Origin of the sequence: Achromobacter sp. Marseille-Q4954 (genome assembly GCF_943737025.1) — a bacterium.
Classification (GTDB): domain Bacteria; phylum Pseudomonadota; class Gammaproteobacteria; order Burkholderiales; family Burkholderiaceae_B; genus Achromobacter; species Achromobacter bronchisepticus_A.
The window spans coordinates 713934-726790 of record NZ_CALSFQ010000001.1 but is presented as its reverse complement, the minus strand read 5'-3'; the positions used below and the strand labels follow the sequence as shown (position 1 = coordinate 726790).

Annotated in this window: 13 protein-coding genes; 3 read left to right on the top strand and 10 right to left on the bottom strand. The window is 64.7% G+C overall.

Features of this window, described 5'->3' with window-relative positions:
• Positions 1-7: 7 nt before the first annotated feature.
• The 7 genes from NGK62_RS03325 to fdxA all read right to left on the bottom strand — a co-directional run bounded on the left by NGK62_RS03325 (position 8) and on the right by fdxA (position 5909).
• A complete protein-coding gene (locus tag NGK62_RS03325) occupies positions 8-718 on the bottom strand; it encodes an ABC transporter ATP-binding protein (protein WP_013392192.1) in 711 nt (236 codons plus the stop codon).
• Positions 715-1488, bottom strand: coding sequence for an ABC transporter ATP-binding protein (locus tag NGK62_RS03320; RefSeq protein WP_059374827.1), 774 nt, complete (start codon positions 1486-1488; stop codon positions 715-717). The genes NGK62_RS03325 and NGK62_RS03320 overlap by 4 nt, the downstream gene beginning before the upstream one ends.
• A gap of 357 nt (positions 1489-1845) precedes the next feature.
• Positions 1846-2481, bottom strand: coding sequence for an endonuclease III (nth, locus tag NGK62_RS03315; protein WP_054450563.1), 636 nt, complete (start codon positions 2479-2481; stop codon positions 1846-1848).
• Positions 2478-3116 carry an electron transport complex subunit RsxB gene (gene rsxB, locus NGK62_RS03310; RefSeq protein ID WP_251879518.1) on the bottom strand — a complete coding sequence of 213 codons (639 nt, stop codon included), beginning with the start codon at positions 3114-3116 and terminating at the stop codon, positions 2478-2480. Before rsxB ends, nth begins: the two co-directional genes overlap by 4 nt.
• Positions 3117-3296: 180 nt before the next feature.
• Positions 3297-4523: a polyhydroxyalkanoate depolymerase gene (locus NGK62_RS03305; protein WP_251877411.1), complete on the bottom strand. Its 1227-nt coding sequence runs from the start codon at positions 4521-4523 to the stop codon at positions 3297-3299.
• Between the two features lie 212 nt (positions 4524-4735).
• Positions 4736-5536 (bottom strand): ferredoxin--NADP reductase, encoded by an 801-nt coding sequence (locus tag NGK62_RS03300; RefSeq protein WP_054450568.1) that lies wholly within the window; start codon positions 5534-5536, stop codon positions 4736-4738.
• 49 nt (positions 5537-5585) lie between these two features.
• Positions 5586-5909: a ferredoxin FdxA gene (gene fdxA / locus NGK62_RS03295; protein WP_006389264.1), complete on the bottom strand. Its 324-nt coding sequence runs from the start codon at positions 5907-5909 to the stop codon at positions 5586-5588.
• A gap of 156 nt (positions 5910-6065) precedes the next feature.
• On the opposite strand from fdxA, the gene pncB reads away from it, so the two are divergent.
• Positions 6066-7241 (top strand): nicotinate phosphoribosyltransferase, encoded by a 1176-nt coding sequence (gene pncB / locus NGK62_RS03290; protein WP_059374817.1) that lies wholly within the window; start codon positions 6066-6068, stop codon positions 7239-7241.
• Positions 7242-7313: 72 nt separating this feature from the next.
• Positions 7314-7664, top strand: a complete 351-nt coding sequence (locus tag NGK62_RS03285; RefSeq protein ID WP_013392200.1) for a RidA family protein — start codon at positions 7314-7316, stop codon at positions 7662-7664.
• A gap of 96 nt (positions 7665-7760) precedes the next feature.
• Here the strand turns inward: NGK62_RS03285 and NGK62_RS03280 are convergent, their stop codons facing one another.
• Positions 7761-8270 (bottom strand): NAD(P)H-dependent oxidoreductase, encoded by a 510-nt coding sequence (locus NGK62_RS03280; RefSeq protein ID WP_059374816.1) that lies wholly within the window; start codon positions 8268-8270, stop codon positions 7761-7763.
• Positions 8267-9100: a M90 family metallopeptidase gene (locus NGK62_RS03275; protein ID WP_059374814.1), complete on the bottom strand. Its 834-nt coding sequence runs from the start codon at positions 9098-9100 to the stop codon at positions 8267-8269. Before NGK62_RS03275 ends, NGK62_RS03280 begins: the two co-directional genes overlap by 4 nt.
• Before the next feature lie 105 nt (positions 9101-9205).
• Between NGK62_RS03275 and NGK62_RS03270 the strand changes: the two genes are divergently transcribed.
• Positions 9206-11473, top strand: coding sequence for a RelA/SpoT family protein (locus tag NGK62_RS03270; RefSeq protein WP_251877409.1), 2268 nt, complete (start codon positions 9206-9208; stop codon positions 11471-11473).
• Between the two features lie 40 nt (positions 11474-11513).
• On the opposite strand, the gene NGK62_RS03265 is transcribed toward NGK62_RS03270, so the two are convergent.
• Positions 11514-12827: an MFS transporter gene (locus NGK62_RS03265; RefSeq protein WP_059374811.1), complete on the bottom strand. Its 1314-nt coding sequence runs from the start codon at positions 12825-12827 to the stop codon at positions 11514-11516.
• Positions 12828-12857: the final 30 nt, after the last annotated feature.

The following is a 12857-nucleotide window of genomic DNA, read 5'->3' as shown; positions in this document are numbered from 1 at the left end:
ACAGGTTCTAGACGCCCAGCAGTTCGTTGAGCGTGTCCTGTTTTTCTGAAAGTTCTGCGGCTTCGAAGTGCTCGACGATCTGGCCGTGCTCCATGACGTAGAAGCGGTCGGCCAAGGGCGCTGCGAAGCGGAAGTTCTGCTCCACCATGACGATGGTGTAGCCGCGCTGCTTCAGCGCCGTGATCATGCGAGCCAGCGCCTGCACGATGACAGGGGCGAGGCCTTCGGAGATTTCGTCGAGCAGCAGCAGGTTGGCGCCGGTGCGCAGGATGCGCGCCACGGCCAGCATTTGCTGTTCGCCGCCAGACAGGCGCGTGCCGGGAGAATTCCGGCGCTCCTGCAGATTGGGGAACATGTCGTAGATTTCGGCCAGCGACATGCCGCCGCCCAGCGAACCGACGACCGGAGGCAGCAGCAGGTTTTCTTCGCAGGACAGGCTGGCGAAGATGCCGCGTTCCTCGGGGCAATAGCCCACGCCCAGGTGGGCGATCTTGTAGGTGGGCAGGTCGATGGCTTCGGTGCCATGGATGCGTACCGAACCCTTGCGCGATCCCGTCAGGCCCAGGATGGCCCGCAGGGTGGTGGTGCGCCCGGCGCCGTTGCGTCCGAGCAGCGTGACCACTTCGCCTTGTCCAACGCGCATATCCACGCCGTGCAGGATATGCGATTCCCCGTACCAGGCCTGCAGGCCCGAAATTTCCAGTGCCGGGGTGCTCATGCGTGCGCTCCTTGAAGTTCGCCCTCGGTGGTGCCCATGTAAGCCTGCATCACGGCCGGATGGCGGGAGACTTCGGCGTACGATCCTTCGGCCAGCACGCTGCCGCGCGCCAGCACAGTAATGGTGTTGGCGATGGAGGACACGACATTCATGTTGTGTTCCACCATCAGGATGGTGCGTCCGGCGCTGACGCGCTTGATCAGTTGCGTGACGCGGTCCACGTCCTCGTGGCCCATGCCCTGCGTGGGCTCGTCAAGCAGCATCAGTTCGGGTTCCATCGCCAGCGTGGTGGCGATTTCAAGCGCGCGCTTGCGGCCATAGGGCAGGTTGACGGTGGTTTCGTTGGCGAAGGCGCCCAGGTCCACTTGTTCCAGCAGGTCGCGCGCCGGCTGATTCAGCACGGCGAGCTGCTTGTCGCTTTTCCAGAAATGGAACGACAGGCCGGTCCTGCGCTGCAGCCCGATGCGCACGTTCTCCAGCACGGTCAGGTGCGGGAACACTGCCGAGATCTGGAATGAACGGATCACGCCGCGGCGCGCGATCTGCGCGGGGCGCTCGCCGGTAATGTCGATACCGTTGAACTTGATGCTTCCCGACGTGGGAGAAAGAAACTTGGTAAGCAGGTTGAAGCAAGTGGTCTTGCCCGCGCCGTTCGGCCCGATCAAGGCATGAATCTCGCCCCGCTTGATACGCAAATCGACCCCATTGACCGCGACGAATCCGCGGAATTCCTTGGTGAGGCCTTTTGTCTCCAGGATCGTGTCGTCCATGTTCGCTGCACCGGCGTTGTATTTATTTCGGTCTCCACCTGCCGTCGTTGCGCCAGGTCCCCGCAGGGTCCGGAAAACTGTTCAGGAAATCGCAGTTTTCTTCTGAGTTGCCGGCGAGTATGCGCACCTATTTATCAAAATTCCATGAGGGTTTGTCATAGGTTTTGCAGTGCGGAATGGGCAATTGTCGGCAGGCTGACAATGCTTGCGCCACAAGGGAATAGAGGCTTTCCATAATGGAAACGCAATGCAGCAAATACGCGTTGATCGTCATCAACGCGTCATGGATTTATTGGCGAGGGAAAACCCGGTTTGCGGCGCGCCGAATGCCGCGCCGGCGCATAAGCTTGTGCGCGATCAGGCGGGTGTTTTCTGCTTGAATTCGCAGAGATCGGAAATGCCGCATTGAGGGCATTTGGGTTTGCGCGCCACGCAGACGTAGCGGCCCAGCAGGATCAGCCAGTGGTGAGCGTCCTGCATGTATTCGCGCGGCACGAACTTTTCGAGTTTCTGTTCGACTTCCAGCACGTTCTTGCCGGGCGCGATGCCGGTGCGGTTCGATACGCGGAAGATGTGCGTGTCCACGGCCATCGTGGGTTGTCCGAACGCCGTGTTGAGCACCACGTTGGCGGTCTTGCGCCCCACGCCGGGCAGGGCTTCGAGCGCTTCGCGCGTCTGCGGCACTTCGCCGCCGTGCTGCTCGATCAGGATCTTGCAGGTGGCGATGGTGTTCTTCGCCTTGGTGCGGTACAGGCCGATGGTCTTGATGTAATCCGCCAGGCCTTCTTCGCCCAGGGCCAGCAGGGCTTGCGGCGTGCCGTAGGCGGGGAAGAACTTGCGCGTGGCGATGTTGACCGATTTGTCGGTCGCCTGCGCCGACAGCAGCACGGCGATCAGCAGCTGGAACGGCGTGTCGTACTCGAGCTCGGTGGTCGGATGCGGGTTGGCGGCCTGCAGGCGGGCGAAGATCTCTCGGCGTTTGGCGGCGTTCATGATTGCGTGGGGTTGCGGCGGGCCCGGGCGCGGGCCAGCGCGGATTCAATGGCGGAACGCTTGCGGTCCTCGTTGCGCGCCTCGTCGACGGCGGGAGCGCTGGGCGCGGCAGCCGCTTCGGGCGCCATCAGGCGCGCGTTGTCGGCGGCCAGGCGTTCGGTGCGCGCCAGATGGCTGCGGTGGCGCTGGCGGCTGATCGTGGCGTCTTGCGCGCTCCAGGCGCGGCCGGCCGGCACCATCTGGATGCAGTCGACCGGACAGGGCGCCACGCACAGGTCGCAGCCGGTGCACCAGTCGGCCAGCACGGTGTGCATGTGCTTGTTGGCGCCGACGATGGCATCCACGGGACAGGCCTGGATGCACAGCGTACAGCCGATGCAGTGCGCTTCGTCGATGCGCGCGACCAGCAGCGGGCCGGGTTCGCCGCGGGTGGCGTCCAACGGCAGGATGGGGGTATCAAGCAGGACCGCCAGCGCGGCGATACCGTCATCGCCTCCGGGCGGGCAGCGGTTGATTGGAGCGGAGCCGTCCGCGATGGCGTCGGCGTAGGGCCGGCAGCCGTCGTACCCGCACTTGGTGCATTGCGTCTGGGGCAGCAAGGCATCGATGCGGTCGGCTAATGAGCGACAGGACATGAATGTGTAGAAGAAATCGTGGGACGGGGGGAGGGCGTGCAAGACAGGAACCAGGGGCTCCAAATGCGAATCGCGCGCAACCGTTCAGACAGCAGTGATATTTCTAGCCACCGCTGTTTGAAGGGTTGCGCGCGTCGGAGGTCCGGATTCTAGGCCGGCTTGACCCGCGCTACACCCATCCTACGCAGATTGCCGGATGAACTCGGCAATTTTAGGACAGATCATTTCGCGCCAGCGGCGGCCCGAGAAAATGCCGTAGTGGCCGCAATTGGGCGCCGTGTAATGCGTCTTGCGCTCGGCCGGAATGTTCTTGCACAGCTTGATGGCGGCGCGAGTCTGGCCCTGGCCCGAGATGTCGTCCAGTTCGCCTTCGATGGTGAGCAGGGCGACCTTCTTGATGTCAGCCGGCCGCACCAGCTTGCCGTCCACTTCCCAGGTGCCGTTGGGCAGCTGGAATTCCTGGAACACCATGCGGATCGTGTCCAGGTAGAACTCGGCCGGCATGTCCAGCACGGCGTTGTATTCGTCGTAGAAGCGGCGGTGCGCTTCGGCGTCGCTGTCGTCGCCGCGCAGCAGGTCCAGGTAGAAGTCGTAATGCGACTTCATGTGGCGGTCGGGGTTCATGGCCATGAACCCCGCGTGCTGCAGGAAACCCGGGTACACCTTGCGGCCAGCGCCCGGATAGCGGGGCGGCACCGGATGGATGACCTGGTTCTCGAACCAGCTGTAGGGCTTGGTCGTGGCCAGGCGGTTGACCTGCGTGGGCGACTGGCGCGGGTCGATGGGGCCGCCCATCATCACCATGCTGCGCGGCTGACAGGGATCGTTGGCGGAGGCCATCAGCGAGACGGCGGCCAGCACCGGCACCGTGGGCTGGCACACGGAAATCACGTGGACGTCCGGACCCAGGTGGCGGATGAAGTCCTGCACGTAGCGCACGTAGTCGTTCAGATGGAACGGACCGGCCGACAGCGGCACCATGCGGGCGTCGACCCAGTCGGTGACGTAGACGTCGTGGGCCGGCAGCAGGGCGCGCACGGTGTCGCGCAGCAGGGTGGCGTGGTGGCCGGACAGCGGCGCGACCAGCAGGACCTTGGGATCGTCGCGGCCCGTGTGGCGGACATCGCGCTGGAAATGCAGCAGGCGGCAGAACGGCTTGTCCATGGCCACGCCTTCGATGACGCGGACGGACTTGCCGTTGATTTCGGTGGTGGGCAGGTGCCAGGCAGGCTTCTGGTATTCCTTGCCGATGCGGGTCATCAGCTCATACCCGGCTGCCATCTGGCGCGAAATCGGGGTATAGGCGAGAGGGCTGTAGGGACTGGAAAACAGCTGGGAACCGGCGTCCGTGAATGCAGCGAACGGAGTCAGGAAGGCGCGCTGCATTTCGTGCAATTGATACAGCATTTGAGAAAAGTCCTTCTGGGTCGTGCGTGTGTCCCGATTATTGCTCCGGGCACTAACGATATTTCTAAACAGCCTGAAGAAACGCCGACAAAAAAAGCAAATCTGTTGCTAAAAAGCGACCCGACTACCCATTGGGCACCAGTTTAGGGCGCTTTTTACACCCGGAAGCCATATCAAAGGGAGGATTTATGCACTAAGTCGGACGGAGAGAACTACCAGTAGTTTTCTACCGCCAGATTGCCGGGAATGCCGCGGCGTCCAGGCTTGAAGCCGCGTTCGCCCAGCAGCTTGCGGGCGTCGGCCAGCATGTCGGGGTTGCCGCAAAGCATGATCTTGGCCTGCTCGGGATCCAGCGGCTGGCCGGCCAACTGCTCAAGGCGGCCGTCGGCGATCAGCGTGGTCAGGCGTTCCTGCGGCATGCCGGGCAGGGCTTCGCGGGTGGCGATGGGCAGGTAGACGAGTTTCTGCGGATCCGCCGCGAAAAACTCGGCCAGGGCCGGCTGGTTGCGCCAGGATTCGATTTCGGTGCGGTAGGCGAGCTCCGCGGCGGTGCGCACCCCGTGCACCAGGATGATGCGGCGGTAGGCCCGCCAAACTGCCGGGTCGCGCAGGATCGACAGATAGGCAGACAGGCCGGTACCCGAAGCCAATAGCCAGAGATCGCCGCCGGGCGCGAAGCGCTCCAGGGTCAGAAACCCGTAGGGCGTCTTCTCCACATACAGGGAGTCGCCGGGCTGCAGCCGCGCCATGCGCGGACTGAACAGGCCTTCGGGGACCACGATGGAATAGAACTCCAGCCAGGGTTCGTGCGGCGCCGACACCATGGAATAGGCGCGCCACAACGTGGGTTCGCCTTCCGAGGCGCCGGCTTCCGGCAGACCGACCCGGGCGAACTGGCCCGGCTGGAACGTATACGCGTCGTCGCGCGTCACGCGCACGGAGAACAGCTTGTCAGGCACCCAGGTATGGACGTGGGTAACGGTCTGGCGCGTGTATTTGGAGTCGTCGGTCATCGGTACATCGCGCGAAGCCGGCCGCCAGGGTGGGGCCGGCGTTCGCGGATTATTTTTCCAGGTATTGCAGCTTGTCCTGCTTGCCGTTCCATTCGTCGGCGTCGGGCAGGGGCTTCTTGGCACGGCTGATGCTGGCGAACTCGGGCGAGAGTTCGGCATTCAGGGCGATGAAATTCAGCTGGTCCTGCGGCACGTCTTCTTCGGCGTAGATGGCATTGGCCGGGCATTCCGGGATGCAGACGGCGCAGTCGATGCATTCGTCGGGATCGATCACGAGGAAGTTCGGACCCTCACGAAAACAGTCCACCGGGCACACGTCTACGCAATCGGTGTACTTGCACTTAATACAGTTTTCGGTGACAACGTGGGTCATTCAGGAACTCCGGGAGCGGCGGCTTTTGTGTCTTGTTGGGCGGATTTTACCCAATGCCGCGCCGATGTGCCGGCAATACCCGTATTGACATAGTGGCCCTTCGCCCTGAACAGCGGGGGCTCTATGCTATGGTGTCGCGAAACGAAACGCGCCATCATGATAATCACTTCGCTGCTCGACACCGATCTGTATAAATTCAGCATGATGCAGGTGGTTCTGCATCATTTTCCCGCTGCCCAGGTCGAGTACCGTTACAAATGCCGCACGCCCGGGGTCGACCTGCGTCCCTACCTGGACGAAATCCGCGAGGAAGTGCATCAGCTATGCCAGCTGCGCTTCACCGAGGACGAACTTAAATATCTGGGCGGCTTGCGCTTTATCAAAAGCGACTTCGTCGATTTCCTCGAACTCTTCCATCTGCCGGAGCGCTGCATCCACATCGGCGTAGGCGAGGGGCCGGGCGAAATCAGCATCGAGGTCAAAGGCCCGTGGCTGCATACGATCCTGTTCGAGATCCCGGTGCTGGCCATCGTCAACGAGGTCTATTTCCGCAACACGCGCAAGAATCCCGACTGGGAAGAGGGCCGCAAGCGCCTGCATTCCAAGATGCACCTGGTGCTGGACGATCCGGCGCTGGCCGATTTCCGCGTGGCCGAATACGGCACGCGGCGCCGCTTTTCCAAGATCTGGCACGAAGAAATCGTGTCCACCATGAAGTCGCAGATGGGCGTGCATTTCGCCGGCACCAGCAATGTGCTGCTGGCCAAGCAGCACGAGGTGCTACCCCTGGGAACCATGGGCCACGAATACCTGCAAGCCTGCCAGGCGCTGGGTCCGCGGCTGCGCGATTCGCAGGTGTACGCGCTGGAGGTGTGGGCCAAGGAATACCGTGGCGACCTGGGCATTGCGCTGTCGGACGTCTATGGTATGGATGCCTTCCTGCGCGATTTCGACATGTATTTCTGCAAGCTGTTCGACGGCGCGCGGCATGATTCCGGCGATCCCTTCGTCTGGGGCGAACGCCTGCTCGAGCACTACCGCAAGAACCGCGTGGATCCGCGCGCCAAGACGCTGGTGTTTTCGGATTCGTTGACCTTCCCGCGCGCCATCGAGCTGGCCCGCCAGTTTTCCGGCCGCTGCAAGGTGTCCTTCGGCATCGGCACCAACCTGACCAACGACCTGGGCCACGAGCCCTTGCAGATCGTCATGAAGATGGTCCGCTGCAATGGCCAGCCGGTGGCAAAGGTGTCCGACGCGCCGGAAAAGACCATGTGCGACGATCCGGCCTACCTGGCCTATCTGCGCCAGGTGTTCCAGCTGCCTCCCGCCTGACGGCGGCTCGGGGTAAATTGCGGGTTCTTCTGCATTGTTCCACCCAACCCACTCGAATCTAGGGGACTATTCATGAGCAGCATCAAGCGCTTCCACGTGGCCAAGCGCCTGTCCGACATGGCCGTGTACAACGGCGTCGCGTACCTGGCCGGCCAGGTGCCGGACGATTCCACGCTGGACATCACCGGCCAGACCGAACAGGTGCTCGCCACGATCGACCGCCTGCTGGCCGAAGCCGGCACCGACAAGACCAAGATCCTGATGGCCCAGATCTATGTGGCCAACATGAAGGAATTCGATGGCATGAACAAGGCCTGGGACGCCTGGGTCGCCGACGGCAATTCGCCTCCGCGCGCCACCGTCGAGGCCCGTTTGGCCAACCCGGATTTCAAGGTCGAAATCGTCGTGACGGCTGCCGTCTGAGATGTTTGCCGCGTTGGGCGCCCTGGGCGTCCGACGCGTGCGCGGGTGGCGGGCCATCGCGTCCGCCATCCGTCTCTTCTTCCCGCGTTGTGCCGGCTACTGCCCGAGCAACAGCGTCGCGGCCAGCAGGCCGCCCAATTCCTCGCATTTCGCAAGTTCCGCACTGGCCACGGTCTTGGGCGCCAGGATCTGCTGCGCCGTCTGCGCGCCCATATTGACGATGAGCGGCGGCGCCAGCGCGTTGAGCCGCCAGCCGGTGCAGATGCGTTCCACCTGCCGCGCCGCGCCCGAGCCGTCGCTGCCCGCGCTGATGGCGCAGGCGTAGGGCAGCCCTTGTATCCGGTCCAGCACGGCGTAGTAGTTGCGGTCGAAGAACTCCTTCATCTCGCCGCTCAGCGAGGCCAGGTTTTCGGGGGCGCAGAACAGGTAGGCCTGGCTGGCGAGCATTGCATCAGCCTGCGTATCGGCGGCCCGCCGCAGGACCACGTTCAGGTCTGCCGCCTGTTCCAGCTGCGCGGCGGCCGCGAGCGCGCCGCGCGCCGCGGCTTCGGCCATCTGCCGCGCGGCGCCGGTACGCGAATGCCACACGATCAGCAGCTGTTTCATGCGTAGCGTTCCAGGGGATCCTGCCGGTAGTAGGCCCGCAGCAGTCCATACCATTGCGGCAGTGCTTCGTGCATGGGATAGGGATCCACGAAGAAGTGTTCCGAGCTGACCGCGAAGAACTCGGCTTCGTCGGTGGCGGCATACGGGTCCATCGGCAGTTGGCCGTACCAGGCGTCGGCGGCCTCGCTTTCCGGATCCACGTCGTGCGGGATGGCGGCTTCGACCGCGTCCACGGCCGCGATGAAGCGGTCCAGGCTGTCGTCCAGGATGCGGCGCCATGCCTGGGGCTTGAGTTCGGGGTGCGCGGCCAGCGAGGGCATGCCGTCGGCATGGCCCGACCGCAGGTCCAGCTTGTGGGCGAACTCGTGGATGACCACGTTGAAGCCGCCCTCGGAGAACTGCGTGTCTTCCCAGGACAGCACCAGCGGCCCGCCTTCCCAGGCTTCGCCGGCGGCGTCCTCCAGGTATTCGTGCACCACGCCGTCATCGTCCTGGCGCGAGCGCGGGATGCGGAAGCTGGCCGGGTACACGATGATCTCGTCCCAGCCTTCGTACAGTTCGGGCGCCAGGTTGAGGATGGGCAGGCTGGCCTGGGCCGCGATGCTCAGGCGCATGAAGTCCGAGACCTCCAGTCCTTGCGCGCCATTGATGTGCTTGCTGGCCAGCAGCCAGGCCGAGCGCGCCTGCAGCTGGGCGGCTTCATCGGCGTTCAAAGCCGCCAGGAACGGGTGGGCGTCCAGCACCCGTTGCCACAGTTCCGGGGAGATGCGGGCCTGCATTTCGGCCACCGCGGAGGGGCGGGCGCCCCGGCCCTTGAGCCAGCGCAACATAAGCTTCGGTTCCTTCCATATGCCGGGGCTAGCGGCTGCTTTTGGTGTCTACAAACCCTAGTGTAGAGTGTCGGGATATCAAACTACCTCCGCCTGCCGTCCGTCATGTCCGCCCCGCCTGTTCCCGACGCGCCTACGCCTTTCGACGCTACCTGGCGCCAGGAGGTAGGCGCCGGCCTGGATGCCGACGGCATGGCGCTGATCGACCAGGCCGTGGCCTGGGCCGAACCGCGTTTCGAAGGGCAGCAGGCGCTGACCGGCGAACCCCTGGCCGGGCATGGCGCGGGCGTGGTCCGCATCCTGGCGGCTCTGCATACCGATGCCGCCACCCGCGCCGCGGCGCTGCTGGCTGCCTTGCCGACCGACCTGATGGCGCCCGCGCCGTCCCTGCGCAGCGATCCGGTCGCGGCGGCATTCGGCCCTGAAATCGCGCGGCTGGTGCAGGGCACGCGCGCGCTGCTGCGCCTGGGCGTGGTGGCGCGGCAGGCAAGCGACGCCGCCGCCGAAAGCGGCTCGCAAAAGGAGATGCAGCGCAAGATGCTGCTGGCCATGGCGGCCGACCTGCGCATCGTGCTGATGCGGCTGGCCTCGCGCCTGCGCACCTTGCGCTGGCACGCGGAAAGCAAGGCGCCGTGCTCCACCGATTTCGCCCGCGAAACCCTGGACCTGTATGCGCCGCTGGCGAACCGCCTGGGGATCTGGCAGATCAAGTGGGAAATGGAAGATCTGGCGTTCCGCTTCCTGGAGCCCGACAAGTACAAGCAGATCGCCCGCCTGCTGGAAGAGAAGCGGGTGGAGCGCGAAGCCTTCATCGCCGGCGCCATCGAGCGCCTGCAGACGGGACTGGCCAAGGCGGGCGTCGAGGCCGAGGTCAGCGGCCGGCCCAAGCACATCTACAGCATCTGGAACAAGATGCGCGTGAAACGGCTGGATTTCTCGCAGATGTACGACCTGCGCGCGCTGCGCATCATCGTTGATGACGTGCGCGCCTGCTATACGGCGCTGGGCATGGTGCACGAAATGTGGACGCCGATCTCCGAGGAGTTCGACGACTATATTTCCCGGCCCAAACCCAACGGCTACCGCTCGCTGCACACAGTGGTGGCCGACGACGACGGCCGTCCCTTCGAAGTGCAGATCCGCACACGCGAGATGCACCAGTTCGCCGAATACGGCATGGCTGCGCATTGGCGCTACAAGGAAGCGGGCGCCAAGGGCGGCCAGGTGGCGGCCTCCAGCGAATACGACCGGCAACTGGCGTGGATGCGCCAGCTGCTGGCCTGGAACAGCGATGTCGAGGGTGGCGGCGAACCCGCCCAGCCCGCGCCCGCCAAGCCGGCATCGGGCAAGCAGCGCGGCGCGGCGACGGCGCCGGTCCATACCGATGAGCGCATCTACGTGCTGACGCCGCAGGCGCGCGTGATCGAACTGCCAGCCGGCGCCACGCCGGTGGATTTCGCCTATCACCTGCATACCGACCTGGGCCACCGCTGCCGCGGCGCCCGCGTCGACGGGCAGATGGTGCCGCTGCAGACGCATCTGTCCACCGGCCAGACCGTGGAGATCATCTCCGCCAAGTCCGGCGGGCCCTCGCGCGACTGGCTCAACCCGCAGCTCGGCTTTCTGGCCAGTCCGCGGGCCCGCGCCAAGGTGCGCATGTGGTTCAACGCGATCGAACTGCAGCAGCGCATCACCCAGGGCCAGACCCTGGTCGAAAAGGAATTGCAGCGCCTGGGCAAGACCGCCGTCAACCTGGAGCAGTTGGCGCAGAACCTGGGGTTCGCCCGCGCCGACGACCTGTACGTGGCGGCGGCCAAGGAAGAATTCAGCCTGCGGCAGATCGATACCCTGTTCCAGCAGCCCGGACCGGCCGTCGAGCCGCAACCGGCCGCTTTGCGCCACGCCAGCGCCGGCAGCGCCGAGAAAAGCGGCAAGAGCGGCGTGCTGGTGGTGGGGGTGGGGTCGCTCCTGACGCAGCTTGCGCGCTGCTGCCGTCCGGCGCCGCCGGACCCCATCGCGGGCTTTGTCACGCGCGGACGCGGCGTGTCGATCCACCGCAGCGATTGCCACAGCTATCTGGCGCTGGCCGCCCGCGAGCCGGAGCGCGTCATCGAGGTGGCCTGGGGCGAGACCGGCGACACGTTCTACCCCGTGGACATCAGCGTGCGCGCGCACGACCGTTCCGGCCTGTTGCGGGACCTGTCCGAAGTCTTTGCGCGGCTGCGCCTGAACGTGGTGGGCGTGAACACGCAAAGCAAGCAGTCGCTGGCTCATATGGTGTTCACGGTGGAAGTGCGCGGGGGGGAATCGCTGTCCCGCGCGCTGGACGCCCTGGCCGAAGTGCCGGGCGTGTCGTCGGCGACACGCCGCTAGGCGGGAAACCCGGGCCGGGCGGCCCGGGTGGGAGCGGAACTCAGTTGTCCAGCTCTTCGTGCGCGCGGTCGCGCATGTAGAAGGCGGCGATCAGGCCCAGCGCCACGCCGAACATCACGTAGTAGGCGGGAGCCATCGGCGAGCCGGTGGTCTTGATCAGCCAGGTCACGATGAACTGTGCGAAGCCGCCGAAGATCATCACCGCCACGTTATAGGCCAGCGACAGGCCCACCGAGCGCACGCGCGCGGGGAACAGTTCCGCCATCACCGTGCTGAACACGCCGAAGAACGCCGATACGAACAGGCAGACCACGACCTGCACGGCCAGCAGGCGGCCGATGGAGGGCGCATCCGACAGCCAGTAGTACAGCGGATACAGCACGATCAGGTAGCCGATGAGCGAGCCGATCACCAGGGGGCGGCGGCCGATGCGGTCGGACCAGGCACCCATGAAGGGCGTCAGCAGCACCATCAGCGCCGCGCCCGCCATCTGCACCAGGAAGGTCTGGTTCAGCGGCAGCTTCAGGATCTGCGTGGAGTAGGTCACCAGATACGTGAAGGTGATGTAGATGGACACGGTCGCGGTCACGACCAGGCCCACGCCGATCAGCGCTTCGCGGGTATGCGTCTTCAGCATCTGGCCCAGGCTCAGGCGCTGCACGTCGCCGCGGGCGGCGGCCTGGCGCTCTTCTTCCTTGATCTGCTTGAAAGCGTCGGTTTCATCGACGTTGCGGCGGATGTAGATGGCGATGGGGACAATGACCAGGCCGAAGGCGAACGGCAGGCGCCATGCCCAGTCGGCGATCTGTTGCGGGGTGAAGAACTCGGTGATGAGCGTGCCGCAGGCCGCGCCGATCAGCAGCGCCAGCATCTGGCCGGCCATCTGCCAGGAACCATAGAAGCCACGCTTGCCGTTGGGCGCCATCTCGATCAGCAGCGCGGTCGAGGTGCCGAATTCGCCGCCGGCGGAGAAACCCTGCAGGAGGCGCGCGATCAGGATGAAGATCGGGGCCAGGATGCCGGCCGCGTGGTAGGTCGGGGCCACGGTGATCAGCGCGATCGACACGGCCATCAGCGAGGTCACCATGACCATGGCGGCCTTGCGGCCTTTCTTGTCGCCGTACAGGCCGAGGATGATGCCGCCCACGGGGCGCATGAAGAAGCCGACGCCGAAAATGGCGGTGGTCATCAGGATGGCGTTCAGCTCGCTGCCGGGAACGCTGGGATCGGTGGGGAAGAACAGCTTCGAGATGATCGGCGTCATGAACGCGAACACCAGGAAGTCATACCATTCGAGGGCATTGCCTATTACTGCCGCCACGATGTTGCGTGTGGGAACTGCTTTGTGCTGCACGGTTTCTCCTTGGGGTTTTCCTATCCGGGC

Excerpts from the sequence above, each read along its gene's own strand:
- NGK62_RS03325 (WP_013392192.1), bottom strand. The coding sequence starts at position 718 with ATGAGCACCCCGGCACTGGAAATTTCGGGCCTGCAGGCCTGGTACGGG.
- NGK62_RS03320 (WP_059374827.1), bottom strand. The coding sequence starts at position 1,488 with ATGGACGACACGATCCTGGAGACAAAAGGCCTCACCAAGGAATTCCGC.
- nth (WP_054450563.1), bottom strand. The coding sequence starts at position 2,481 with ATGAACGCCGCCAAACGCCGAGAGATCTTCGCCCGCCTGCAGGCCGCC.
- rsxB (WP_251879518.1), bottom strand. The coding sequence starts at position 3,116 with ATGTCCTGTCGCTCATTAGCCGACCGCATCGATGCCTTGCTGCCCCAG.
- NGK62_RS03305 (WP_251877411.1), bottom strand. The coding sequence starts at position 4,523 with ATGCTGTATCAATTGCACGAAATGCAGCGCGCCTTCCTGACTCCGTTC.
- NGK62_RS03300 (WP_054450568.1), bottom strand. The coding sequence starts at position 5,536 with ATGACCGACGACTCCAAATACACGCGCCAGACCGTTACCCACGTCCAT.
- fdxA (WP_006389264.1), bottom strand. The coding sequence starts at position 5,909 with ATGACCCACGTTGTCACCGAAAACTGTATTAAGTGCAAGTACACCGAT.
- pncB (WP_059374817.1), top strand. The coding sequence starts at position 6,066 with ATGATAATCACTTCGCTGCTCGACACCGATCTGTATAAATTCAGCATG.
- NGK62_RS03285 (WP_013392200.1), top strand. The coding sequence starts at position 7,314 with ATGAGCAGCATCAAGCGCTTCCACGTGGCCAAGCGCCTGTCCGACATG.
- NGK62_RS03280 (WP_059374816.1), bottom strand. The coding sequence starts at position 8,270 with ATGAAACAGCTGCTGATCGTGTGGCATTCGCGTACCGGCGCCGCGCGG.
- NGK62_RS03275 (WP_059374814.1), bottom strand. The coding sequence starts at position 9,100 with ATGTTGCGCTGGCTCAAGGGCCGGGGCGCCCGCCCCTCCGCGGTGGCC.
- NGK62_RS03270 (WP_251877409.1), top strand. The coding sequence starts at position 9,206 with ATGTCCGCCCCGCCTGTTCCCGACGCGCCTACGCCTTTCGACGCTACC.